At 61.0% G+C, this 25,519-nt stretch carries 22 protein-coding genes; 2 read left to right on the top strand and 20 right to left on the bottom strand.

All coding sequences use genetic code 11. The features are described from left to right. Positions 1 to 969: a hypothetical protein gene (locus V8J63_RS15465; protein WP_024011335.1), complete on the top strand. Its 969-nt coding sequence runs from the start codon at positions 1 to 3 to the stop codon at positions 967 to 969. A gap of 78 nt (positions 970 to 1,047) precedes the next feature. On the opposite strand, the gene hldE is transcribed toward V8J63_RS15465, so the two are convergent. The 3 genes from hldE to V8J63_RS15450 form a co-directional block, all read right to left on the bottom strand. Next, positions 1,048 to 2,469 (bottom strand): bifunctional D-glycero-beta-D-manno-heptose-7-phosphate kinase/D-glycero-beta-D-manno-heptose 1-phosphate adenylyltransferase HldE, encoded by a 1,422-nt coding sequence (gene hldE, locus V8J63_RS15460; protein ID WP_016771983.1) that lies wholly within the window; start codon positions 2,467 to 2,469, stop codon positions 1,048 to 1,050. Between the two features lie 99 nt (positions 2,470 to 2,568). Continuing rightward, positions 2,569 to 4,374, bottom strand: a complete 1,806-nt coding sequence (gene msbA, locus V8J63_RS15455) for a lipid A export permease/ATP-binding protein MsbA (protein WP_016771984.1) — start codon at positions 4,372 to 4,374, stop codon at positions 2,569 to 2,571. A 15-nt stretch (positions 4,375 to 4,389) separates the two neighbouring features. Next, positions 4,390 to 5,562, bottom strand: coding sequence for an O-antigen ligase family protein (locus V8J63_RS15450; protein ID WP_336464286.1), 1,173 nt, complete (start codon positions 5,560 to 5,562; stop codon positions 4,390 to 4,392). Between the two features lie 111 nt (positions 5,563 to 5,673). Here V8J63_RS15450 and V8J63_RS15445 point away from each other — a divergent pair, with 111 nt between their 5' ends. Then, on the top strand, positions 5,674 to 6,279 hold the full coding sequence (locus tag V8J63_RS15445; RefSeq protein ID WP_038860760.1) for a lipopolysaccharide kinase InaA family protein: 606 nt from the start codon (positions 5,674 to 5,676) through the stop codon (positions 6,277 to 6,279). Here V8J63_RS15445 and V8J63_RS15440 read toward each other — a convergent pair. The 17 genes from V8J63_RS15440 to V8J63_RS15360 all read right to left on the bottom strand — a co-directional run bounded on the left by V8J63_RS15440 (position 6,274) and on the right by V8J63_RS15360 (position 25,461). Further along, positions 6,274 to 7,368 (bottom strand): glycosyltransferase, encoded by a 1,095-nt coding sequence (locus tag V8J63_RS15440; RefSeq protein WP_024011333.1) that lies wholly within the window; start codon positions 7,366 to 7,368, stop codon positions 6,274 to 6,276. The genes V8J63_RS15445 and V8J63_RS15440 overlap by 6 nt on opposite strands. Positions 7,369 to 7,422: 54 nt before the next feature. Then, positions 7,423 to 8,184, bottom strand: coding sequence for a glycosyltransferase family 2 protein (locus V8J63_RS15435; protein WP_130902891.1), 762 nt, complete (start codon positions 8,182 to 8,184; stop codon positions 7,423 to 7,425). Positions 8,185 to 8,238: 54 nt separating this feature from the next. Continuing rightward, entirely contained in the window at positions 8,239 to 9,195 is a 957-nt protein-coding gene (locus V8J63_RS15430) for a glycosyltransferase (RefSeq protein WP_336464285.1), read from the bottom strand. An 81-nt stretch (positions 9,196 to 9,276) separates the two neighbouring features. Continuing rightward, positions 9,277 to 10,677: a PIG-L family deacetylase gene (locus V8J63_RS15425; protein WP_336464321.1), complete on the bottom strand. Its 1,401-nt coding sequence runs from the start codon at positions 10,675 to 10,677 to the stop codon at positions 9,277 to 9,279. 8 nt (positions 10,678 to 10,685) lie between these two features. Then, positions 10,686 to 11,582: an antimicrobial resistance protein Mig-14 gene (locus V8J63_RS15420; RefSeq protein ID WP_130888132.1), complete on the bottom strand. Its 897-nt coding sequence runs from the start codon at positions 11,580 to 11,582 to the stop codon at positions 10,686 to 10,688. Next, positions 11,582 to 12,712, bottom strand: a complete 1,131-nt coding sequence (locus V8J63_RS15415; RefSeq protein WP_125926294.1) for a glycosyltransferase — start codon at positions 12,710 to 12,712, stop codon at positions 11,582 to 11,584. Before V8J63_RS15415 ends, V8J63_RS15420 begins: the two co-directional genes overlap by 1 nt. Beyond that, complete coding sequence (locus V8J63_RS15410; RefSeq protein ID WP_024011327.1) at positions 12,696 to 14,453, bottom strand: carbamoyltransferase family protein; 1,758 nt, start codon at positions 14,451 to 14,453, stop codon at positions 12,696 to 12,698. Before V8J63_RS15410 ends, V8J63_RS15415 begins: the two co-directional genes overlap by 17 nt. Positions 14,454 to 14,625: 172 nt before the next feature. Further along, positions 14,626 to 14,940, bottom strand: coding sequence for a YceK/YidQ family lipoprotein (locus V8J63_RS15405; protein WP_442963529.1), 315 nt, complete (start codon positions 14,938 to 14,940; stop codon positions 14,626 to 14,628). Between the two features lie 195 nt (positions 14,941 to 15,135). Then, positions 15,136 to 16,587, bottom strand: coding sequence for a lipopolysaccharide kinase InaA family protein (locus V8J63_RS15400; protein ID WP_125926296.1), 1,452 nt, complete (start codon positions 16,585 to 16,587; stop codon positions 15,136 to 15,138). After that, on the bottom strand, positions 16,587 to 17,339 hold the full coding sequence (locus tag V8J63_RS15395) for a lipopolysaccharide kinase InaA family protein (RefSeq protein WP_024011323.1): 753 nt from the start codon (positions 17,337 to 17,339) through the stop codon (positions 16,587 to 16,589). Before V8J63_RS15395 ends, V8J63_RS15400 begins: the two co-directional genes overlap by 1 nt. After that, positions 17,336 to 18,070, bottom strand: coding sequence for a lipopolysaccharide kinase InaA family protein (locus V8J63_RS15390; protein ID WP_024011322.1), 735 nt, complete (start codon positions 18,068 to 18,070; stop codon positions 17,336 to 17,338). The genes V8J63_RS15395 and V8J63_RS15390 overlap by 4 nt, the downstream gene beginning before the upstream one ends. Then, complete coding sequence (gene rfaP / locus V8J63_RS15385) at positions 18,070 to 18,876, bottom strand: lipopolysaccharide core heptose(I) kinase RfaP (protein WP_125926297.1); 807 nt, start codon at positions 18,874 to 18,876, stop codon at positions 18,070 to 18,072. The genes V8J63_RS15390 and rfaP overlap by 1 nt, the downstream gene beginning before the upstream one ends. After that, positions 18,876 to 19,997, bottom strand: coding sequence for a glycosyltransferase family 4 protein (locus V8J63_RS15380; protein WP_197892400.1), 1,122 nt, complete (start codon positions 19,995 to 19,997; stop codon positions 18,876 to 18,878). The genes rfaP and V8J63_RS15380 overlap by 1 nt, the downstream gene beginning before the upstream one ends. Beyond that, positions 19,997 to 21,058 (bottom strand): lipopolysaccharide heptosyltransferase RfaC, encoded by a 1,062-nt coding sequence (rfaC, locus tag V8J63_RS15375; protein WP_336353993.1) that lies wholly within the window; start codon positions 21,056 to 21,058, stop codon positions 19,997 to 19,999. The genes V8J63_RS15380 and rfaC overlap by 1 nt, the downstream gene beginning before the upstream one ends. Position 21,059: 1 nt before the next feature. Then, complete coding sequence (waaF, locus tag V8J63_RS15370; protein ID WP_197892396.1) at positions 21,060 to 22,094, bottom strand: lipopolysaccharide heptosyltransferase II; 1,035 nt, start codon at positions 22,092 to 22,094, stop codon at positions 21,060 to 21,062. Between the two features lie 305 nt (positions 22,095 to 22,399). Beyond that, positions 22,400 to 25,339 (bottom strand): bifunctional [glutamate--ammonia ligase]-adenylyl-L-tyrosine phosphorylase/[glutamate--ammonia-ligase] adenylyltransferase, encoded by a 2,940-nt coding sequence (glnE, locus tag V8J63_RS15365; RefSeq protein WP_336353995.1) that lies wholly within the window; start codon positions 25,337 to 25,339, stop codon positions 22,400 to 22,402. After that, positions 25,336 to 25,461 carry a hypothetical protein gene (locus V8J63_RS15360; RefSeq protein WP_256205860.1) on the bottom strand — a complete coding sequence of 42 codons (126 nt, stop codon included), beginning with the start codon at positions 25,459 to 25,461 and terminating at the stop codon, positions 25,336 to 25,338. Before V8J63_RS15360 ends, glnE begins: the two co-directional genes overlap by 4 nt. Positions 25,462 to 25,519 lie beyond the last annotated feature (58 nt).

The raw sequence follows: 25,519 nt of genomic DNA, 5'->3' as shown, positions 1-25,519 counted from the left end.
ATGCCGCGCACGCTCATCCGCAAGAACCCGAGCAACTTCAAGACGCTGCCGCTGTTCGTCGAAGCCACGCCCGAAGGCCTGAGCTACCAGAGCGTCGGCATGCCGCTGAACTTCGCCCAGACCCTGCAACGGCGCAAACCGGTCAGCGTTGCAGACAGCGAACGCTTTGCCCTGGAGCTGGCCAACCTCGGCGTGTCCGTGCGCCTGACCCTGCATTGGCAGAATCGCGATTACTGGGTGCTGGTGCGCCAGCGTCGCCAGGATCGCGGCGACGTGGTACTGAAGCTGATTTCCGGCTACGTGCCGGCCCACGAATTGAATATTCCGCTGCACACAGCAATTCAGGAAATTGCCGAAGAGTGCCTGCTGGAAACCCCGGAAGGCTGGCTCGGTGGGCGTTTCAATGACACCTGGTTGCCGGCGCCCTACTCCGCTGCGCTGCATTACCGCGAAGCGCTGCCGTTTCGCCTGACACCGCTCTCCGGTTCAGCACGGCCGGTGCGCTGCGCCAACCTGCAATTGCTGGAGCGGCCACGGGCCTACGTGCATTTGCCGACGGCGTCATTGCAATTGATCTATGACCTGCGCCTGGACGTACCCAAAGAGGCGAAGTCCTTGAGCCTGTTTCATGTCGACGAGCGTCTGGAAGGTGATCAACTGGTGGCGCGGCTCGATCGCAAACGGCCTGACCTGTATTTGATGCCATTGCACGACGGTCAGCCGCTGCCTGAGTTGTATACCCTGAAAAAGGATCAGCTGTATCCGGCGAGTACGCGCGGTCTGTATCTGGCTGAAAGCTTTGCCCGCCAGGATGGCTGGCTGGTGCGCGATGAGCGGATTCGCTGGAAGGACTGGTTGCGCCAACAGGGCCTGACGCCAGCGGAGAAGGCCACTGGACTGGCCCGCCTGCGCGGCAAGGCCAGGCAGCTGCTGAAGAAAATCGTACCGCGCAAGAAAGTGAATTCCTGAAAAGCAAAAAGATCGCAGCCTGCGCCAGCGCCTGCACAATTCTGTTCAGGCGCTGGCGCAGGCTGCGATCTCTTGAGCTTATTGGCCGCGGATCTTTTCCACGATTGCTGTCGTCGAGCTGTTTTCCACCAGCCCCAGCACTTTCACCGTGCCGCCGTAGGCGGTGACGATATCGGCGCCGACTACCTGATCGATACCGTAATCGCCACCCTTGACCAACACGTCCGGCTTGACCTCGCGCAGCAGGTTTTCCGGTGTGCCTTCAGAGAAACTGATCACCCAGTCCACCGCGCCGAGACCGGCGAGTACCGCCATGCGTCGGTCAACGCTGTTGATCGGCCGGCCCGGGCCTTTCAGGCGGCTGACCGAGGCGTCATCGTTGACCGCGACGATCAGACGATCGCCTTGAGCGCGGGCTTGCTCCAGATAGGTCACGTGGCCGGCATGGAGGATGTCGAAGCAGCCATTGGTGAAAACAATCCGCTCGTTGTGCGCACGGGCATCATCAACCGCCAGCAGTAGTTGCTCAAGACCCAGCACACCTCGCTCCGAACCTTCTTCGCGCTGAATGGCGCGGCGCAGCTCCGGGGCGCTGATCGCTGCTGTACCGAGCTTGCCGACGACGATACCTGCTGCCAGATTGGCCAGCGCCACGGCGTGCGGCAGTTCTTCGCCAGCGGCAATGGCCGCGGCCAGGGTCGAAATCACCGTATCGCCGGCACCGGTCACGTCGAACACTTCGCGGGCGCGGGCCGGCAGGTGCAACGCCGGATGATCCGGGCGCAACAAGGTCATGCCGTGTTCGCCGCGGGTCACCAGCAGTGCGCCAAGGTCGAGGTCCTGCATCAGGACGGCACCCTTGCTCACCAGTTCGTGCTCATCGGCGCAACCACCGACGATGGTTTCGAACTCGCTGAGGTTCGGCGTGATCAGGCTGGCACCGCGGTAGATCGAAAAATCCTTGCCCTTGGGATCGGCCAGCACCGGAATGCCTTTGGCACGGGCGGCCTGGATCAGCGTCTGATGATTCTTCAGCGCACCTTTGCCGTAATCCGACAGCACCAGCACCTTGATGCCTTCCAGCAGTTCGTCGACCTGCGCGGCCAGTGCCAGCGCATCGGTGGCGAACACCTCTTCGAAATCGATACGCAGCAGTTGCTGATGCCGGCTCATGACCCGCAGCTTGACGATGGTCGGCTGGTGCGCGATGCGCTGGAACAAGGCGCGCACGCCGGCGCCCTTGAGACTGTTGCTCAGGCTGTCGGCGGCTTCGTCATCGCCGGTCACGCCCACCAGTGATGCCGGTGCACCCAGCGCGGCAATGTTGAGCGCCACGTTGGCGGCACCGCCCGGGCGATCTTCGATCTGCTCGACCTTGACCACCGGCACCGGTGCCTCAGGGGAAATCCGTGAGGTTCCGCCATGCCAGTAACGGTCGAGCATGACATCGCCGACCACCAAGACAGGGGCTTGATCGAATCGCGGCATCGACAATTTCATGGAGCAACCCACATACAAAATGAACAGGGGCGCGATATTAACAGGATCGCGCGCACCGGGAATACACGAGGGTGAGGCTGGCCCACCCTCATCTGCAGATCAGGCAATGTCTTCGGCCGGAGCATCCAGCCCCATCGCATGCAGCCGTGCGTAATAGCCATTGTGAGCAAGCAATTGGGCATGAGTGCCGCGTTCGACGATCTCGCCCTGATCCATGACGAGGATCAGATCGGCCTTCTCGATGGTCGACAAACGGTGGGCAATCACCAGCGTGGTGCGGCCTTTCATGACATGGTCGAGTGCTGCCTGAATGTGCCGCTCGGACTCGGTATCAAGGGCCGAAGTCGCCTCGTCGAGGATCAGCAGCGGGGCGTTTTTCAGCAAGGCCCGGGCAATCGCCAGACGCTGACGCTGTCCGCCAGACAACAGCACACCGTTCTCGCCGACCTGGGTATCCAGGCCCTGAGGCATTTGCGCGATGAAGTCCATGGCAAATGCATCCCTGGCGGCTTTCTCGATATCTTCGCGAGGCGCGCCTGCCAGATCGCCGTAAGCGATGTTGTTGGCGATGGTGTCGTTGAACAGCGTCACGTGCTGGGTCACTTGCGCTACATGGCGGCGCAGATTGCGCAGGCGATAATCTTCGATCTCGACATCATCGAGCAGAATTTCGCCGGTCTCGTGGTGATAGAAGCGCGGAATGAGACTGGCCAGCGTCGATTTGCCGCTGCCGGAACGCCCGACCAGTGCGATCATCTGACCTGGCGACGCGGTGAAGCTGATGTTTTTCAGCACTTCCCGTTCGGTGCCCGGGTAAGTGAAGCTGAGGTTGTTCACCGCCAGGTGGCCACTGACCCGATCACGCTCGATCGTGCCGGTATCGATTTCCGGTTCAACGTCGAGTTGCTCGAAAATGCTTTCAGCACCGGCCACGCCTTTCTGAATGGTCGAGCTGACTTCGGACAATTGCCGGATCGGCTTCGGCAGCAAACCTGCTGCCGTGATGTACGCGACCAGATCACCGGCCGTTGCATCACCGCGCAGGAACAACACCAGGAACATCAGAACGGCCATGGCGGTGTAGATCACCAGCTGCAGCATCGGCGTATACACGGCGCCAGTCTTGGTCATGCGCAACTGTTTGTCGGTGTTGCTCTGGCTGGCCGCCGCAAAGCGCTGCTGCTCATAAGCCTCGCCACCGAAACTGCGCACGACGCGATAGCCTTGAATGGTTTCGGAAGCGACGTGAGTGACATCGCCCATTGCCACTTGAATCTTCTTGCTCTGCTTGCGGAATTTCTTGCTGGTGTTGCCGACCATGAACGCGATCACGGGCAGGATCGCCAGCATCACCAAGGTCAGCTTCCAGTTCATCCAGAGCAGATAGGCGAACAGGAAAACCACGGTCAGGCCTTCGCGGATCACCACTTTGATGGCATCGGTGGCGGCGCCGGTGACCATGGTCACGTTGAAGGTGATGCGCGAGATCAGATGACCCGAGTTGTGGGTATCGAAATAGCGGTTGGGCAGTACCAGCAGTTTGTTGAACAATTCGATACGCAGGTCATGCACCAGCCCCAACGAAACCCTCGCCAGGTAATAGTTGCCGAGAAACGAGCCAAGGCCCTGCCACGCTGCGATCAAAATGATCAGCAACGGCACAGCCATCAACAGCTGCACGTCTCGCAGATAAGGCACATTGGGGAAGAGCACCGCTTCGGGATTGCTCAGGCCATCGACAAAATACTTGAGAATCCCGGCCAGCATCGGTTGCGTGGAAGCAAAGATCACGAAGCCCACGATACTCAGCAGGAAAAGACCGATATAGGGTTTTACGTACCCCAACAGCCGAAAGTAGATTTTCAGGCTGGATTCCTGTTCCGCTTTGGGCGGTGCGTCAGTCATCGTAGAGCTCACTGGTTAAGAAGAACGCGAAATTTTATCACAAGCGCCGCCATTGGCCCGCGCCCATACCAAAACGCTGGCAAGCCCCAACGGCAGCCAGCTGATGAACCACTCGGCGCGCGGGGTGCCGGTGAGGCTGGCAGCGTCGAACTGCATCGCCAGTGTCGAGAACAGCCAGATACCGATAACACCGCGGGCATACAGCGTTTCCCGAACTTTCCACGCCTGAAAAACCACGCCGAACCAGACGGCAGACCATAACAGCAGTCCCGGCAGACCCAGCACGATCGCGACATGGGTGAACAGGTTGTGGGCGTGATCGAAGGTCATTCCAGACCAGAGCACCCGATAGTCCCCACCCAGACCCAGCCCGCCCCAGGGGTGCTTGGCAATCATATCCAGAGAAGCCATCAGAATCTGCGGACGATACGAGACCCCGCGCGCCAGCACCAACGGCTCGAACAGCCACAGCGCCGCAATCGCCACCACCAGTGCCACGGCTGCGACGATTCGGCTGTGCCGGTCACGGCACCAGATCGGCATGGCCAGGATGGTCAGAAACAGCGCCAACGCCGCACCGCGGCTCTGACTCATCAGGACAAAAACAACCAGCACCGTCAACGCCAGCGCCCAGATCCCTTGCCGCATCAAATCACGCGGCGCCCACAGGGCCAGCCACACGGCCGCGAGGCCGATGACATAGCCGCCGAGGATCGGATGCGCCAGTTCACCCAGACCTTCCACCCGCGCAGACCAGACGTTGCCGTCAATGACGTAGAACCTGACAATCGCCACCAGCGCCGTCACCGCCAATCCCAGCCCGCCCCACTGCATCAGGCGAATCAACCGCTCGGGGCGTCCGCTGGCAAACACCGGAAAAAACAGCAGGAACACCACGATGTACAACAGACGCTTGGCCTCGCGACCCGTTTCCGGTGCGTTTGTCCATGCCAGACTGATCAGCGACCAGACCAGCAATCCGAGCAACGGCAGGTAGATCCAGCGTTGCTCGTAAAGCACTTCCCTGACGCGGTGCCGCGCAGACCAGCCCAGCACTAGCGCCGGCAACCAGACGAGAGCGACCAGCCCCTGCTGGTAAACCTTGTTGGTGGGCGCTAAGGCAATGGCCAGTAAAAACCACAAGAGCCCCGTCGCCATCCATAGTTGCGCCCAGCGTGTTTCCTGCATCAATCTGCTCCTGACAAGGGTTCGCCCATGCGACGCGGCATGGTTAAAATCGAAACTTTTCGGCATCATTGCCCGCTACTACACCCCGCACTTTCGACAAGGCTTCCTACGATGCGATGCTCCCGGCTCTCCCAAGCCGCTCTAGACCAAATGATCGACGCTGCCAAAGTGCTGGAAGCGGACAGCTACGGGCCGAAAGTCTACCTGCTGCAAGATGGAAAAATTCTCAAACTGTTCCGTCGCAAGCGGTTTTTTTCATCCGCTCTGCTGCGCCCCTATTCGAAGCGGTTCATCGACAATGCCGTCGAGCTGCAAAAACTCGGCGTACCGACCTTGCAGATCCTCCAGTTCTTTCGCCTTGAAAAACCAGGCATGACCGCCGTGCTGTATGAGCCTCTGCCAGGGCAGACGCTGCGTCAGATCGCCAGCAAACAAGGATTCGAGTGGAAGCAGGCGTTGCCGGACCTCGCCGCCCTGATACGCAGCCTGCATCGCTCGGGCATCTATTTCCGCTCCCTGCATCTTGGCAACATCGTGGTCACGCCAGACAACCGCATGGGCCTGATCGATGTTGCCGACATGCGCTTTACCCGCGGACCGTTGCCAAAGCGCTTGATCAAACGCAACCTGCAACACTTCGCACGCTATATTGCGCGCGAAAAGCTGAACGACAGCTTTCCGATGCAGGCACTTGAGCGCGCGGTCTTGTCGTCATGAAAACAATGCGCGGGCAGCCTGGCTGAAGCTCGACCAGGCCTCGTCCGGTGCAAGCATCCGGTACTGCTCGGCATTGATCGCTTGAGATGAGGCATTGAAGGCGCGGTCGATGGCCTCGGCCCAGGCTTTCGTGTCATTGACCGGCGCATACCAGCCGGCGCTGCCCAGCTGTTCGCTGAACACCTCCAGATCGCTGCACAGCACCGGTACGCCGGCCATCACCGCTTCCTGCATGACCAGACCCAGGCCCTCTTCCAGCGAAGGGATGGCCACCCAGTCGAACGCACGATAAAGCTGCGCTGCTTCGTTCAGATGGCCGGTCAGCAAGACCTTCTCCTGTAAGCCAAGCGCGTCGATGCGCTGCTCCAGCGCCGCGCGTTTGGAGCCTTCGCCAACAATGACCAGGCGCAAGTCCGGGCGGGTGTCGAGTGCTGCGGCAAAGGCATCCAGCAGATAGCCGAAACCCTTCTCGGAGACCAGCCGCCCTACCGCGCCCAATACTGGCGTATCGCCTTGCGGCAAACCCAACCGTGTCCGGGCTTGCTCGCGGGTGAACAGGTCAGCGCGAAACGCCTCAGGATCGAACGCACTTCGCAGCGCGGTGACAGGCATCTGCAGATCGCGGGCCAGTGAATCGGCAAGGGTGCTGGAAACGGCAACCAATGTCAGTCGGGACGCAGGGATTGCCTGGAATAGAGCCTGGTCGCCGGCATTCAAACGCGCCGAACCGTGGAAGATCACTACCGCGCGGATATGCGGCAGTTTCTTGAGGACCGGTAACAACGTGCGTGCGACACCCATGCCGTCCAGCAGCAGCAATCGAGCGTCACTGTCCACGAGCGCCTGGCGAAACCTCGCCCGCATCACGGGTTTGGCCAAACGCCAGAAATGCCGGCCCTTCAGGCGGGCTGACGATAACCGCCACTCCCGGACCTCACCGACATCCACGCCGCACTCGGCTCCCTGCCCCTGGAGGAGCCAGGTTTTGACCACCGCCGACGGCGCAGCCTGAGAGAGTATCTGCTGATGCACTTTATGGATTGATGCGAACGGAGCGCCACCGGCCCACATGATATTGAGAATATTCATAGGGCAGAAAGCCGTTGCACGGATTTGCGGGGACAAGCTGCGCGGTACTCGAACTCAGTTGATGAACCAGCCAATGCAGACTCCCAGCAACAGAAACAAGGCAAATTTGATCTGTTCGCGGCGATTGCGGCGCGCTTTGCGTTCACGCTCGACATCCGTTTGCACATGCAGACCGAAACCGGTGTGCATGACCGCGTCTGCCTCGAGTATCAAGGCGTCCCTGTTCAGTTGTGAGTAGCGCTGTGACAAGGCCTTCTCGCCACCATGGCCGGCGAAAGGCGCACACAACCGATAGTCCTCAAGTCGACGCAACCCAGGGTTCAGCGAGAACCCCTGCCACTCCGGCTTGTCGGAAATCAGCGGATAACACGCAACGCCATCGACAATCTCGCGCGCGCCCAAATGGATGTAAGGACTGTGAACCCGCAGATCGTGATTATAGCTGCGCAACCAGATCTGCAGAATTTCCGGCCGGGCCTGCAGAACGGTCATCGAGTCTTCGACGAACCCTGGACGGTAGAACTCCCAGTCGTCTTCGCAATGAAAGATATAGGGTGTGCTGACCTGCCCGTAGGCCAGGTCGATCGATGCCAACTGGCCCAGCTTCGGACGATTGACGAAGACCGTGCAATGCTCTTTCCAGTGAGCAGGCAGAATCCCGGCAACGCCTTCGTCGCCGGCATCTTCGGTGATGAACACTTCACGAATGGGTGCCGTGTTGTACCGGTCGAAGCTATCGAGAGTGGCCTTGAGCAGATCGAGTCGACCGCAGCTGGTAACCACCAATGTAATCTGGCTTTCTTTGGAAAATTGCACCGAAATCTCGTTAATCAGAAGTCGCCAGCAATATCACTGGCTATATGACACTTGTCAAATGCCCACTTTCAGGCGGATTGTTTCCAGCAGACTCAGCGGCGCCCGCTCACGCAGCGGTGGCTCAAGTTCTTCAACGATGCGCTGACCGATCCGCGCGAAGCTGAACTGCTCCACCGCCAGTTCGCGACCGTTGTCAGCGATGCGTTGCGCCAGTTGCGGATCCTCGCGCAGCGTGGCCAGCTTTTCCTGCAACTGCGCGATCGTCTGATAGAACACCACGTTGTGCATGTCCTGCAAACCCAGCGCCGCAGCTTCGGCGGCGCCTTGATCATAGGCCAGCAGGACGCAGCCGCAAGCCATGGCTTCGAAGTTCTTGATCATGAACTCGCCCATGCCCACGTCCGCGCTGACAAAAAAGCGGATACGGTTGAGCGTTTCCAGGTATTCAGCCCCGGACTTGGTCCGCGTCACCAGCAGCGGCTCGACCTGGCCCAATTCATCCAGCAGTGCCTTGCGGCCGCTATAGGCCACACTGTTGGTACTGCCGACGAAGGCAAGTTCGATATCCCGCTCGCGCCCCAGGTCCTGCAATTGCGTCTGATCGTAGCCCTTGGGCACGAACACGGCGTCGAAGCCCTCCGAGCGCAGGCGCTCGGCCACCACGAAACCGGAACTGATCACGCGTGCCCACGGCAAACGCCGATAGTGCGCACTGAACTTGCCGGTGTACTTGCAGGGGATGTAATTCTGATAGGCGTCGTGCTCCAGAATCACCAGATTGGGGATGGTGCGAATAAATCCGACCTGCCGGATCTCCTGCTTGAAGCGCAGGAAAAACACGATGCGGTCATAGCGGGAAACGTCTACTTCGCGGCGAAAGTATCGACGCAGATTGCGCTGCTCGTCACCGCTCAACCAGCGCAGATCGCACTCACAATGGGCGGCGACACCCTCGTACAACCGATCGAGAATGGCCCGTTGATCTTTCTGCACCAGAAATAGAACTTTCATTGTCTTCCTTGCCGCAACAGCAACCCGAGCAAACCTGAACATGCCCGCCCGCAAGAAAGTCTTGCGCGGGCGCCTGTGTCGTTACAAACGCCAGAACAGTTCATGTCGCCGAACCGCCTTGCGGAAAAATTCGTTTTCGCCATAAGGCGAACCGGAGCGTCCAGCCAGCAATCGCTGCAAGCTGCGACGCAAGCGACGCTTGAACGGCGCAGGCGGCTGCAAGTCATGCATCATGCCCAGGGCCATGGCTTTGTCACGCTGCTGCTCTGCGGACAACGCCAGACATACAGGCTGCACCGGCACGCCAGCATCAAAGGCTGGCGGCAGAGCCACGCCATCACCACTATTACCCATCGGCCACCGGTCGTTATCGTGCAGGTGGTTGGCATAACCGAGCAGTGTCGGCTGCCAGTCCAGACCTTTCAACACTTCAAGCACAGCCTGCTGCGCGCAGATGTGGTCAGGATGCGGGTCGAGCGCCGGATGCGGCAGCACGATGACGTCCGGACGAGCGCGCAGCATCGTTTCGCGCAGATCGGCCAGCAGATTGTTCCAGGTCGGCGCGCCATCGGCGTCCCCCGGGAGCACAAATGGATTGAATTGACGGAACAGGCGGGTATCGCTCAAGTCCGCTTCGCGCGAGCCCACAGGTAGATCCGGCCTGTCACGCATCGCGGCCAGTTGCAGGCAGAAATACCCGAACTGCACGCAGCGTTCCTGGGGGACACCGGCCCATTGCGGCACGGTGAGGCTGTCCCAGGCGCGCAAACGTCCCTTCAGCCGCGCGGCTTCGACCTTGCTCATGCCCATCTGCTGATAGTGTTCGGCCTCGATTTCACCAGCAGTCAGGGTAACGATCCAGGCTTCATCGGCCTGACTGTACAAGCCGAACGCCGCCAGCTCCGCATCATCCGCGTGAGGGGCAATGACCATGACCCGCTGGCGACGATAATCAGCGTGTTCCAGCGCCCACAGCACAGGCTCGCCCGACACTCGACAGAAACGGCCGCGCAGACGCAATACTCCTTCGGACAATGCTTGCGCCTGACCGCTGAGGTTGAGGTAGCGCAGGCCGCCGACACCGCGCTCAAAGGTTTGCACGTCAGGATTGGCGCCGCCCGACAACGCGATACAAGGATCGAGAAAGCGCCCCAGCCATGTGCTTCTGACCTGCACCGCCAGGATCAGCGTAGCGTCATCGGCCAGCATCACACCTTCATCCAGACGCAACTGCTCGCCGTGCAGATGAACCTTCGGCTGCGGCGTATAGGGCGGGAAGCTGTATTGGTAATCGTCACCGGGCGCGTAGAACAGATGATCGGCAAACCACGCTTCATGGGCGATCCAGCCGCCAATCAGCAACACCGGCGCCAGCCACCAGACGACCAGCACGCTCAGCGCGATGATGGCGGCCAGCGCGACCAACATAGCCACGCGCTTGTTGCGTCGATGGCGCTTGAGCAATTGCTGTTTGCGGCTCATGGTCTGGCTCATACGGTGAACACCGGCACAGGGTTGCACCAGCGGTCCTTGTACTCACGGTCAGCGCGCCCGAATGAAAAACGCAGCGGCTTGCCGAGTGCCCGTGCGTCTTCCCAAGCGCTTTGCGTATTGAGAAAGCTCAGCACGCTGCCGGGGCTGAACTCGCGGGTTTCGGGATCCACGCCGCCATTCACGTATTCGACACTGATCCATTCTGCCGCCTCAACGCGGTAGACCAATTGAATCGCAATCGGCGCATCGTTGAGGAAAATGACCGAGCCGATCAGCAACTCGCGCAGCAACTCGATGACCTCGGCCATGCGCGCCGCGCCGGTCGCCGGAAAGCCCCAGCGGCGCTGAAACAGATCGCAGTACATCGCGGCCAGCTCAACGCTGGAAAACTCGCTGACCGCTCGCACCACACCGCCCGCTTCTTCCAGCAGACGCAACTCTCGACGCTGGTTGTAGCGAAACTTTTTCGACAACTCTTCCGGCGTGCGGGCCATGGCCAGTTGCTCAGCCTGCAACTTCAGGCCACTGAAACGGCCTTCGTTGAGTGCCGACAGATAGCGCGCCCGATGACGCAGCGGTGCCTGAGCATCGACGGCGGCAGGCAGAATCAGCTCGGCATTGCCCAGGTCGAACAGGCCTTTCTTGCCGTTGCGTTTGAGCACGTCCTTGGACAGAGCCAGGTCGCGCCCCCAGGTAGCGATGGCGGCTTTAACCTCGCCCTGCGGCTGCCAGGCCAGATAACGCACCGGGATCCCGGCCAGGTTCGCCAGGCGCTCGATGACCAGCGGATGTGTCGCGACACTGCCGCCATAACGCTGCCAGGCAGTGGCGTAGGTCGAGGCGTCAACGGGCGACCAGCCACGTTCGCGCCAGCCTTGAAATCGGTTGAGCATCAGCCCCTCGTTGCCAGATCGGTAACTGGCGGCAGGCGCCAGAAGGTCTCGCGCACTGCACGGTCGGAGAAATGCTCATGCAGTCGCTCGAGCATCATCTGTGCACATTGACGACGCTGCGGCTCATCCATCGCGGCCAGGTGTTGCAGCCCTTGAGCCAGATGTTCGGCATCGCCGAGTGGAAACAGAATGCCCACCCCCTCGACCACCTCCTTCGCCCCGCCGCACGCGGTGGCCAGCAGCGGCACGCCGGCAGCCATGGCCTCCAGCAGCACCATGCCGAACGGCTCGTGATCGGAGCTCAGGGCAAATACATCGAAGGCGCGAAAGTAGTTGCGCGCATCAGGCACCTGACCGAGAAACAGCACTCGATCGGCAATCCCCAGCTCGCGCGCCAGCGCCTTGAGATCCTGCTCCAGACGACCGCTGCCGAGAATGGCCAGCTGACTGTTGTCCGGCAGGCCTGGCAGCGCCTGGGCAAACCCGCGCAGCAACGTGGCCTGATCCTTGTCCGGGTGCAGGCGGCCGACGTTGCCGACGATCCAGGCATGCGGCGACAGCCCGAGGATCTGCCGCGCTTCTTCGGAAGGTACCTGACGGGCTTGCAGTGCAGGCACATCGATGCGGTTGTACAACGTCTGGATTCGGCTTGCCGGCCATTTCGGCAGGCAGCGCCGCATGTCGTCGCGCACCGCATCCGACACTCCGAGCAGGCTCAGGCGCTTGCGGAAAATATGTGCGAAGAGCTTGCGCGTGCCACGCTGGTAATCGCCGAATGCGTGGTGCACACCAATCACTGGCAGCGAGGTGCCGAGCAAGGCGATATAGATCGGCTTGAAGCGATGGGCGATGCAAAGACTGAAATTGCGTGAGGCGACGATCTTGCGCAGATCGCCGATAGCCCCCAGTTTCAGGCCCCGAATGGCCTTGGAACTGTACTCCATGAACAACACTTCATCGGAAGCGCACGCTGCGGCCACCTCGCTATCGGCGGCCCCGGTCAGAAACACCGTGGTCACCCGATAGCCGGTGCCGGCGAACAGGCTGGCGTACTGCCGTGCGCAGTCCAGGAACGGCCCGTCATAGCCGTGACAGAACTGCAACACATGGCGTTCAGCCGAGCGAGTCATAAGCGTTCGCGCCCTCTTTGACCACCAGAATGTCTTCCATGATCAGATATTGCAGGTCAGAGCCGAAAAACATGTTCAGCGCGTCGGTCGGCGAGCAGATCATCGGCTCGCCACGACGGTTGAGCGAAGTGTTCAGCGACACGCCGTTACCGGTGAGGTTTTCCAGCGCCTTCATCATGTCGTAGTAGCGCGGGTTGTATTCGCGCTTGAGCACTTGGGCCCGGGAAGTACCGTCTTCATGGACAACTTCCGGCACGCGGGTTTTCCATTCTTCGGCGACTTCGAAGGTGAAGGTCATGAACGGCGCTGGGTGGTCGATCTTGATCATCTGCGGCGCGACGGTGTCGAGCATCGACGGGCAGAAAGGCCTCCAGCGCTCGCGGAACTTGATCTGGTGGTTGATGCGGTCGGCGACACCGGCCACGCTCGGGCACCCGATGATCGAACGACCACCCAATGCGCGCGGACCGAACTCCATGCGGCCTTGGAACCAGGCGACCGGGTTGCCATCGACCATGATCTGGGCGATCTGCTCCGGCATGTTGTCGAGCTTGCGCCAGGTCGGCTTGTTCTCGTGGCGGGCACACGCAGCAATGACGTCTTCGTTGCTGTAGGACGGGCCGAGGTAGACGTGCTCCATCTTCTCGACCGGTACGCCACGGGCGTGCGACACGTAAGCGGCAGCGCCGACTGCGGTGCCGGCATCGCCGGACGCAGGCTGTACGAACAGCTCTTTGATGTCGTCGCGAGCGATGATTTTCTGGTTCAGCTTGACGTTCAACGCACAGCCACCAGCGAAAGCCAGTTTGCCGGTTTCCTTGAGCACGTCGCCCAGGTAGTGGTCGATCATCTGCAACGCCAGCTTCTCGAACAGCGCTTGCATGCTCGCGGCGTAGTGGATGTAAGGCTCATCAGCGATGTCGCCTTCGCGCTTCGGACCCAGCCACTCGATCAGCTTCGGCGAGAAGTAGAAACCCTTGCCCTTCTCTTTATAGCGACGCAGGCCGATCACGTTGGCGTAGTCGGTGTTGATCACCAGTTCGCCATTCTCGAACGAGGCCAGACGCGAGAAATCGTACTTGCTGGCATCGCCGTACGGCGCCATGCCCATGACCTTGAACTCGCCGTCGAGCATCTCGAAACCGAGGAATTCAGTGATCGCACCGTACAAACCACCGAGGGAATCCGGGTCGAAGAATTCCTTGATCTTGTGGATCTTGCCGTTTTCGCCGTAACCGAAGAAGGTCGTGGCGTATTCACCCTTGCCGTCGATGCCGAGAATCGCGGTTTTCTCTTTGAAACCCGAGCAGTGATAGGCGCTGGAGGCGTGAGCCAAGTGATGTTCGACCGGCTCGATCTTGATTTTCTTCGGATCGAAGCCCAGTTGCTCGAGGCACCAGACGATCTTGTTGCGATAGCGCTTGTAGCGGCGGTTGCCCATCAGGATCGCATCAAGAGCACGATCCGGGGCGTACCAGTAGCGCTTGGCGTAGTGCCAGCGGGCCTTGCCGAACAGGCTGATCGGGGCGAATGGAATCGCCACCACGTCAACGTCGGAAGGTTTGATGCCGGCTTGCTCGAGGCAGAATTTCGCCGATTCGTAGGGCATGCGGTTCTTTGCATGTTTATCGCGTACGAAGCGCTCTTCCTCAGCCGCCGCGACCAGCTTGCCGTCGATGTACAAGGCTGCGGAAGGATCATGGCTAAGGGCGCCGGACAGGCCAAGAATCGTCAATGCCACAGGGGTCTAGCCTCTTTAGTCTGCATGCAGGCGCGATGCGCCTTGAAAATTGATGTGCCCTCGCACAGGGCGAGCGGCAGCTAAAGGGCGGGATTATAGCGTAAACATGACGGGAATTACCTTGTGCGAATTGCCACCTGCACGATTGGTCCGAATCAACAGGTTCAACGACTCAATAGCCGTCTCTGCGCCAGTAAATACTCAGATTTGAATCGGTAATCTGCCGATATACCGTGTAAGGCAGCGAAAGCGTATCGAACACGGCGGACAGCGGAAGATCGAACAAAACAAACGGCGCCAGCATTCCCGTAGGATCAGGCGGCGCATTCAGCGTGCAAAAATCGAAGGCCAGGCCACTGTAGATGCGCGGAATCGATTGGCAGTAGGTCTTCTTTTTGCGCAGGTCACGGGCAGCATCGGCGTCGCCCTGTAAAACGGTCGAGACACTGCCACAGCCTGAGAGCACCACAGAAATTACGCCCAGCATCAGAATTTTTTTCGTGCTCAAGATTCGCCCTCCGAGATTGTCAGGCAAATTAGCATCGAGCCCGAGCAGGGCACAGTTCATGGCTTCTGGAGAAGTTGTAGGGCAGATCGCTGTATTTTGTCCGCTACTGCCCACAGACTCCGTTTCGCAGTGGACCGGGTCCTTTGCAAGAACCAGTCTGCTCGTGAGAAGGAATCACCCCGCGCTGGAGACTCCTTTCGGCAGCCGCTCATCAATGACCCGATACAACGCGCTACTTTCAGGCCAGTTGCGCATGAACCGCGCGCGATCGCGGGCGTAGGCCGGGGCGAAACTGCCAACCGAGGCGTGCTGACACATCGAGTCGAGGTCGATCAGCGCCCAGCGATCCGTCTGCCAGAACAGGTTGTGGCCTTTGAAGTCGCCATGACTGATGCGCTCGGCGATCAATCGGGCAAACAGTTGATCAAGCGCCAGCAACTCGGCTTCCGGCGCCTGGCCATTTTCCACGTACGGCGCAAAGCGCTCGATAATGTCCGGCCCGGGCAGGTATTCGGTGACCAGATAGGCACTGCGGCGCAGCCACAAGAAGCGCTTCTCCAGTACCGCCAGCGGTTTCGGCGTGGCGATGCCAAGGAACGCCAGGCGATTGCCCTCACGCCAGGAATGCCAGGCCCGACTCGGGCGCCAGAAGCGTTTGAGCCAATGGGCGAAATTCTTGATGTTGTAGCGCTTGATAACCAGAGCCCGCCCGGCTATCTCGACTTTGCCGACGCTGGCCGCGCCGCCGGTCTTGTACAGGTGCCCCTGATCAAGCAAGGCGTCAGCCTGCTCAAGCACCGGCAGCATGGCCGCTTCTTCTTCACGGCGAACGGCGCGCAGGGCAAATGCGCCGCGCTGCACGGCGAACAACGTGCAGTCGCGGCCAACCTTGATCAGGTAATCCCTGAGTCGCCAGTTGCGCACCTTGTCGATCTGTTTCTGCAGAGCCTCCAGCGGCAACGCATGCTCGCTGTTGCTCAGCAGGTAATACACCAGCAGTTCTTCGGTGAACGGTTCGAGTGATTTTGGCAACTGGGCGAAAAACACGCCGAGATTTTCCAGCACTTTCTGCCGGGACAAGGGCTGCCCCGCCGTTTCCGCACGAACGCCGGCGCCATCGATCAGGTACAACTGACCGCCGTGGCGCAGCAGATTGTCCAGATGCAAGTCTTCCTGCCAGAGCCCTTTGCCGTGCAGCCGACCGATAGCATCCAGTGCTTCGGCCAGAACAGCGGCCTGCTCATCGGCCAGCGCCGGCAGAGACTCGACCTCGGCCCAGGCATCACCGAGGCTCTCGGAACCCTCAAGAAATTCGAACAGCAGCCAGCCACCCTCGCCGTCCTTCAGCCCATCGGCCAATAACAGCGGCGTGGTCATGCCCTGCGCAGCGAGCAAGCGCACGCCTTGCAGCTCACGCTGAAAATGCCGCGCAGCTTTGCTGCCGACCAATAACTTGGCCAGCACCGGCCGACCGCGCCAGACACCTGCGCCAACGTAACGCTGCCCGGGCAACACCCGCAGCAAGCTCAGCAACTGTAAATCCGCCGCACCGGCGGCGTCCGCCAGGGTAACGGTCAATGGCAGTGTGGGTGCGCGCCCGGAGCGGGCCAGCTCGGACAATTGCATCAGCGGGTCTCCTTGTGGCTGCGCCGCGCTGTCAGTCGGGTCAGCCAGCTGTCGAGCAACGAGCTGTCAGTCGGCTGGTCGAGATAAGCCGCAAGCAATTGGCGCAAGTCGGCCTCGCTCCACTGCGGCGCTCGGCGTTGCAACGGCTCCAGATCCTTGACCCGATCACGCATGCCGAACAGCAACGGCCGGGTTTTCTCCAGATCGATCAGTTGCGCCTCATAGCCGTCGCCGGTGGCGCGCAGAAAAATATGTTTGGGATAGAAACAGCCATGCACCTGACGCGCGCCGTGCAGCCGCCGCGCCAACAGCCCGCAAGCGGTGAGAACGGCCGAATGCTGCGCGGCACTGAGCTGCGTCCAGCGCGCCAGCAACGAATCCAGGTCGCTCCAGCCATCCAGGGCGCGGGTGAGCAGAATGGCGCGCACTTCCCCGGCGACCTTGCGCTCACCGAAAAAGGCTGCCTGCAATGCCGGTATGCCCAACTTGCGGTAACGGCTGATGTTGCGAAATTCGCGGGCAAAGCTTGGCTCGCCAAACGGCGCCTGCAAGGTCCGCGTCAGGTAATTGCTCTGTCGCTTGAGGTAATAGCCCTGGCCGTCAAGATCCAGGCGGAACACGCTGCTCCAGCCGCCACCGGCAGTGTTGGGCTCATCCACAGCTTCAAGCTGTTTTGCCCACAGTGCGTCGAAATTGCCGAGACCGTGGCGCTCCAGCAGTGCGCGGTCCTGTTCGGCAAGAAAATCAGTCATTCGCGCCCCTCAAAAAATCTCACCACGTGGCGAATCCGTTTCTTGTCGGCGACATCGAGCCGATCACACTGGCGATACTGCTTGTAGAAGCGCAGGCGTTGGGTGTTGGACAGGTGATATTTGGCCAGTTTGTCGAGACAGGCGAGGTCCTTGGTGATCCGGTACTTGAGCCAGAAGCCGCGCCAGAATTCGCCGTTGGGGCAGTCGATGAGGAAGATGCGCGCCTGATCGTCGATCAGCAGGTTGCGCCATTTCAAATCGTTATGCGTAAACCGATGGTCGTGCATGGTCCGGGTGTAACCGGCCAATTGCTGGCTGACACCGTCGACCCAGGCGCGATCCTTGAGCCGGGGATCCTTGCGCTCGGCCAGCGCCGAGAGGTCTTCGGTATTGGGCAGCTCACGGGTGATCATCGCGCCCCGATCGTAGGCCGCGCCGCGCCGCTCCAGGCCCCAGGCCACCACCTCGGCCGTGGGGATGCCCCACTTGGCGAAGCGCTTGAGGTTCTGCCATTCCATTTTTACCCGCGGCTTGCCGAGGTAACGGCGCAGGCCCTTACCGGCGCCGACGTAGCGTTTGACGTAGTAATTGACCCCTTCGCGCTGCACCCGAACGACTTCCGACAGCGGATCGCGGGTCAGGCGTTCGCCCTGCAAGGCAAACACAGCTTCGAGGCTGCCGAAATCTTCGGCGAGGTCGCTGTACTGCGGCTCCAGTGTCCAGCCCGCCATCAGAGCGCATCCCCGTAACGCTGTTTGCGCGCGTAGAGCTTGTCGGCCTTGCCTTGCAGCCAGCTCAGCAGTGGCGCCTCTTCTGCCAGAATCTGCCGCAGCGGTTGCTGGAAGTAGCCCTTGAGGAAACGCAGTTTGTCGCGGCGGGTCAGGCCGATGTCCAGCGCGGAGAAGTACAGCGCCGCCAGATCCTTGTTGCGCCAGCGCTGAGTGATCTTTGCGCGGGTCTGGGCTCGGTGCAGATCGATCACCGAGAGTTTGAAATCCTGCGGCGTGACCGGTTTGTCGGTGTGCAACAGGAAATGGCAGATGTAGCAGTCGCGGTGATTGACCCCGGCGCGGTGCATCATCCCGGTCATCCGCGCGACTTCGGCAATCAATGCGCGCTTGAGTGTTGGCTCCGGCGGCTGCTTGACCCAGTCAATGCTGAAGTCTTCGAGGCTGATGGTCGGCGCCAGCTCTTCGGTGACGATGAACGAATGCTGATCCGCCGGGTTGCGGCCCTTCTCGCCGTAGGCGACGGCGGTCATGGTCGGCACGCCGACTTCCTGAAGGCGCTGGATGGCCTTCCACTCTTGCCCGGCGCCGAGCACCGGCAGCTTGGCAGTCAGCAGATTCTTGAAGATTTCGCCCCAACCGATGCCACGGTGGATCTTGACGAAAAAACCATGGCCGTCGACTTCCGTGCGCAATGTCCGGCGCGCTTCCAGCTCGCGGTACACCTCACCCTGCAAGCCTTCGACTTCGGCGAACGGGTCGCGTCCGGCCCAAAGGCTTTTGAACGGTTCAGCCAGCATCAACTTCATTAAGCGTGCTCCGCCAGAATCACATCCGCCGCGTGCTGCGGCATGCTGTAGAGGTCGGCCGTCTCGGCGAAGGCCAGACCGTTACGGCTCCAGGCCGCCCGTGCAGCGTCGTTGCTCAACATCTCGGTCAGGTATTGCGTCAGCTGCGCCTGCTCGAACGGCTCGTCGAGCACTCGCCCGGCATCGGCTTCGGCGATGTAATGGGCGTAACCGCAGACCGCACTGACCAGCACCGGCAAACCGGCCACCAGCGCTTCAAGCAGCACGGTGCCGGTGTTTTCGTTGTAGGCCGGGTGGATCAACAGATCGGCACCGAGCAGGAAGCGCGGGATATCGCTGCGCCCTTTGAGGAAGGTCACATTGTCGCCCAGGCCCAGCGTCGCACTCTGCATCTGGAATAATTTGGGGTCATCCTGGCCGATTACAAACAGCCGGGTGCGTTTGCGCAATTCGGCCGGCAGGGCGGCCAGCGCCTTGAGGCTGCGATCGACACCCTTGGTCTTGAAGCCGGAGCCGATCTGCACCAGCAGCAACTCGTCGTCCTTGAGATCGAATTCAGCGCGGAAACCGGTGCGAATCTCGTCGGCATTCGCTGGCCGCCGACGATCCTGCGCAATGCCCGGCGGCAGCAAGTGGAAGCGCTCGAGCGGCGTGTCGTAATACTTGATGAACAGCGGCTGCTGCACTTCGGAAATCATCAGCACTTCGGTCTTCGCGTCCTTGGCGAACACCGCGCGCTCGTACTCGGCGAAGTGGCGATAGCGACCCCAGCGGCGATACAGCGAGTTGCGCAGGTTCTGTGCCTTATCTTCGAAGCAGCCGTCGGCGGCGTAGTAGACGTCCAGGCCCGGCATTTTGTTGAAGCCGATCAGGCGATCGACCGGACGCTTGGCCAGATCCGCGACCATCCACGCGCTGAGCTTTTCGTTGCGACGGTGATTGAAGAACGCTTTGACCGGCGCCACCAGCACTTCGAAACCCGGCGGCACGTCGCCTTCCCAGATCAGCGTGTAGACGCGAATCTGATGGCCGCGTTTCTGGCATTCGAGGGCGATGCGCATGAAGTCGCGCTGCAAGCCACCGAACGGGAAATATTTGTACAGGACAAATGCCAATTGCATCAGCGCAACTCCTCAGCCATTAACAACGTGCTCAGTCGGCTGGCGACACGCTCGGGGTTCACACGCGTGAAGCACAAAGGCTGCTCGCGTATCAGGTCAAACTGACGGGCATCCTGCTCGGTCGGTTGATAGGTACATTTTTTCTGCATGCAGGGCGCGCACGGGAAGTCGCTGGCCAGATGAATCTGCAGCTTGCCGTAGGCGCCGGTGAGGCCCGGGTTGGTCGGGCCGAACAACGAAATCGTCGGTACATCCAGCGCAGCGGCCAGATGGCCGAGCCCGGTGTCCACCGCCACGCAGGCTTGCGCGCCGGCGAGGACTTTGCCGACGCCGGCCAGATTAAGCTTCGGCAGCACTTCGGCGTGTTTGAAGCCGGCAGCGATGCGTTCGGCGCGGGCCTTTTCCTGCGGGTTGCCCCACGGCAGCTTCACGCCAACGCCGAGGTAGCCGACCCGCTCGGTCAGCTCGCGCCAGTAGATTTCCGGCCAGTGCTTGGTATCCCAAGTGGTGCCGTGGAGGAACACCACGTAAGCGTTCCTGCGTGGCAACTCGACCAGGCGCTCGACGTTGAGGCCGTAATCGCCGAGTCCTTTGGGCAAGTCGTAACCCAGAGCGATGGCGAATAACTGGCGCACGCGCTCGACGGCGTGCTGGCCTCGGGCGACAGCGAGTTTACGATCGTAGAAGCGCGCAGCCATCGGCTCGCGCGCGGAGGTTTTATCGAGGCCGGCCACCGGGGCTTTGACGTAGCGGGTCAGCCAGGCACTTTTCAGCAGGCCTTGAGCGTCGATCACCAGATCGTATTTATTGGCGCGCACGCTTTGCTTGAAGCGTTTCCACTCGCCGCTGGTGAGGGTTTTCCACAAATTCTTGCGCCAGCGGCGGATCGCCACCGGAATCACTTTATCGACCGCCGGGTGCCAGCTCGGAATCTCGGCGAAACCCTCTTCCACCACCCAGTCGAACTTGATGCCCGGGATCGCCCGTGCGGCGTCGGTCAGCGCTGGCAACGCGTGAATCACGTCGCCCAGCGATGAAGTCTTGATCAGCAATACCCGCAAGTTAATGAACCTCGACCACGGAGCCCTGCAACTTCTGCAAGGCATCGTTGACCGCGTCCGGCATCAGCTGGCGCAGGCAGTTGTAATGGCCGAACCGGCAAGTTCGATCGAAGCACGGGCTGCATTCGATGCCCAGGCGCACGATCTCGACCTGCTCGGCCAGCGGCGGGGTGAAGCCCGGCGAGGTCGAGCCGTACACCGCGACCAGCGGACGATTCAATGCCGCAGCGACGTGCATCAGGCCGGAGTCATTGGACACAACGGAATCGGCGCATGAGAGCAGGTCAATGGCCTCGGCCAGCGAGGTGCCGCCGCTGAGGTTGACCGATTCTTCACGCAGGCCCGGGATCAAACGTGCGCGGATATCTTCGCCGACCGCGTGATCGTTTTTCGAGCCGAACAGCCATACCTGCCAGCCTTCGCGGATGCGCGCTTCGGCGACCTTGGCGTAGTGCTCGGACGGCCAGCGCTTGGATTCGCCGAACTCGGCGCCGGGGCACAGGGCCAGGACCGGGCGATCAAGGGTCAGGCCGAATTTGGCCAGTGCCGCTTCGCGGGTCACCGGGTCGATTTGCAGAGTCGGGCGCGGGTACGGCTTCGGCAGCTCGGCGTTCGCTCCATAGGCCAGCGCCATGAAGCGCTCGATCATAAGCGGGTAGCGTTCTTTGTCGAGAGTGCGCACGTCGTTGAGCAGGCCATAGCGGAACTCGCCACGCCAGCCAGTGCGTTTCGGAATGCCGGCAAAAAACGGCACCAGTGCCGATTTCAGCGAGTTGGGCAGCAGGATCGCCTGATCGTACTGACCGCGCAGGGACTTGCCGATGCGTCGGCGCGTCGCCAGTTCCAGCGCGCCGTGGCCGAGCGGGAAGCTCAAGGCCTTGCGCACTTCGGGCATGCGCTCGAGGATCGGCCGGCTCCATTCAGGCGCCAGCACGTCGATTGCGCATTGCGGGTGGCGTTGCTTGAGACACTGAAACAGTGTCTGCGCCATCACCATGTCACCGACCCAACTGGGCCCAACGATCAGAATATTCATGTGGTTTCCAAAAACGAACCGGGGAGGCATTTACGCCTCCCCGCCTCGATAATCATTGTGGAAGCGGCGCTGCTGGCGATGGGTCATTTCCTTCAACATGACTGTCGACTGTCACTCCACTATCGCGAGCAGGCTCACTCCTACATTGTTTTGCATCTGTTCACATCACTGCGCTCAGCGCAGATCAATGTGGGAGCGAGCTTGCTCGCGAAGGGGCCATCACATCCGACATCGGTGTCGTCTGACACTCCGCCTTCGCGAGCAAGCTCGCTCCCACAGGGTATTGGGTGCTGCATAAACCGCTTTCAGCTTAGCCCCATCTCTTGCCATATCCGCAAAACCTGCCGGCGTTCGTCGGCAAACTGGTCGCCCGGTATCACCCCGGCGTCCTTCTGCAAGGCCTGCCGGTGGGCGGCGGAGCGGTAGGCCTTGTAGGCCTCACGCAACAGACTGGCATCTTCGGCGGGCATCAGCCCTTCGTGTTCCAGCTCTTCCAGAATGCGGATGTTATCGGTCCAGCGCAGCAGCGGTGGATGGCTGTGCGACCACGCCAGGGCCGCGTATTGCACCATAAATTCAATATCGACGATACCTCCGGCGTCCTGCTTGAGGTCAAACGGCACGCCCGCGTCGAACGCATTCGCCGCCGTGCCGGCCGCGGTGCTGCGGGTACCGAGGTTGTCGCGCATCTTCGCGCGCATCTCGCTGACTTCCTGTTGCAGTTTGGCCAGATCCCGTGGTTTGCCCAATACCTGCGCGCGTACTTTCTCGAAGGCCTGGCCAACATCCTGACTGCCCACCAGCACCCGCGCGCGCACCAAGGCCTGATGCTCCCAGGTCCAGGCTTCGTTTTCCTGATAGCGGGCGAACGCGCCGAGGGAACTCACCAGCAACCCGGAAGCGCCGGAAGGACGCAGGCGCATATCCACTTCATACAGCTGGCCGGAGTTGGTCTGCGCCGTGAGCAAATGAATGATCCGCTGCCCCAAACGCGTGAAGAACTGCGCACCGTCGATGGATTTCGGCCCGTCGGTTTCCGCCTGCGGATCACCGTCATGGATGAACACCAGATCCAGATCGGAACCATGCCCCAATTCGATACCGCCGACTTTGCCATAACCGACAATGATGAAGCCGGGATCGCACAGCGTACCGTCGGTGCGCAGCGGCGTGCCGTACTTGGCCACGGTCTGCCGCCAGGCCAAGGCCAGCACTTGTTCGAGAATCGCCTCGGCCAGCCAGGTCAGGTAATCGCTGACTTTCATCAACGGCAGGCTGCCGGCGATTTCCGAGGCGGCGACGCGCAAGCGGTGCGCCAGTTTGAAATGGCGCAGGGCTTCCATTTGCTGCTCGAGGTCGTCTTCGGGAATTCGCGTCAGGCGTTCGCGCAACTCGGCCGCCAGTTCCGGCGCCAGCGGCGGCTTGAACAGCCGACCTTCGTTGAGCAATTCGTCGAGCAGCAACGGGAAGCGCGTGATCTGCTCGGCAATCCACGGGCTCGCCGCACACAAGGTCAGCAGGCGACGCAGCGCACCGGGGTTTTCCGTGAGCAAAACCAGATACGCCGAACGCCGCGCCACCGCTTCCACCAGTGGCAGCACGCGCTCGAGCACCAGATCGGGATTGTCGTGCTCCACCGCTTGCGCAAGCAGTCGCGGAATAAAAGCATCGAGACGCTCGCGCCCCAGCCGCTGCATCGCGCGCAATTGCGGACTGCCGCGCAAACCGGCCAGCGCCTTCAGGGCTTTGCCGGCATCGACGAAACCGCCCTCCTGCAACTGCCGGCACGCGGCCTCTTCGTCCTGTTCTTCCTCCCACAGCGGCAGCCATTCACCACCGACCACCACTTCGCTTTCGCCGCCCTCTTCTTCGTCGGGATCAGCGATCACTTGGGCGAAATGCCAGGCCACGCGCCCGCGCCAGTACATCAGTTGTTCGTGGAACGCCGACCAATCGGCGAAGCCCAGCATGAAGGCGATCCGCGCCTGATCCTGAGCGCTGTCCGGCAGCATCTGCGTCTGACGGTCGGCAATCGCTTGAATGGCATGTTCGGTGTAACGCAGAAACTCGTAACCCTCGCGTAACTCACTGACCACCGCCGGCGGCAGATAGCCTTGCCCTTCCAGCGTGCTCAGCACCTTTAATAAAGGACGCTGTTGCAGGCTCAGGTCGCGGCCACCGTGGATCAGTTGAAAGGCCTGCGCGATAAACTCGACTTCACGAATGCCGCCGGAGCCGAGCTTGATGTTGTCGGCCATACCCTTGCGCCGCACTTCCTGCTGGATCAACTGCTTCATGGTGCGCAGCGCTTCGATTGCCGAGAAGTCCAGATAGCGCCGATAAACGAACGGCCGCAGCATGTCGAGCAACTGCGCGCCGGCAACCTGATCGCCAGCCACCACCCGCGCCTTGATCATCGCGTAGCGTTCCCAGTCGCGGCCCTGATCCTGGTAATACTGCTCCAGCGCGTTGAAGCTGAGCACCAGCGCACCAGACGATCCGTATGGACGCAGGCGCATGTCGACGCGGAAGACGAAGCCGTCGACCGTCATGGGATCCAGCGCCTTGATCAGACGCTGGCCGAGGCGGATGAAGAATTCCTGATTATCCAGCGAGCGTTTCACGCCGACGGTTTCGCCGCCTTCGGGGTAGGCGAAGATCAGGTCGATGTCGGAAGACAGATTCAGCTCGACCGCGCCGAGCTTGCCCATGCCGAGGATGACCATCTGCTGCGGCTCACCGCTGCGCCGCCCGGTCGGCGTGCCGAATTGCTCGCAATGGCGGCTGTACAGCCATTGATAAGCCTGATCGATGGTGGCGTCGGCCATGTCCGAGAGGTCGCGGCAGGTCTGCACCAGATCGGCCTGGCGGGTCAGGTCGCGCCAGATGATCCGCACCTGATGGCGTGCGCGCTGGCGACGCAAGGCGCGGCCGAGTTCGTCTTCGCTCTGCGCGCTGTTCACAGCGGCGGCAATCTGTGCGCACAGCTCGCCGGGCGCAAACGCTCGATCAAGTTCGCCGGACGCGACCAGCGACAACAACATCAAAGGGTCACGAATGCTCTGTTCAATGACAAATTCGCTGGCGGCGCTGACGCGGGCGAATTGCGCGCAGCGCTCCGACGTCCAGTTCGACAGGCCGTGATCGTCTTCAAGGGCGGCGACGGACGTACGGAACGACTGCTCGGATCGGCTGACCAACGGCAGGAGAATGGCGGGCAGTTCGGCAAGCACGGGCAGGGTCATGGTCTATCCTTGATCGGCGTATTGAGGGCCGCTTGTAGTGAATGATGAAAACCCGCTACGTGAAGGACTGTCGAACAAAAGTTAGAAATAGCTGAAATTTCTTCTTCTTTGGCATCCAGCATCAAACTTTCACCTTATTCGGATGGAAATCGACCCGCCTTAACGATTATTCTCACAACG

Origin of the sequence: Pseudomonas sp. CCNWLW23, assembly GCF_037095675.1 — a bacterium.
In the GTDB taxonomy this organism is placed as follows: Bacteria; Pseudomonadota; Gammaproteobacteria; order Pseudomonadales; family Pseudomonadaceae; genus Aquipseudomonas; species Aquipseudomonas atacamensis.
This window is presented reverse-complemented; position numbering and strand designations above follow the sequence as displayed.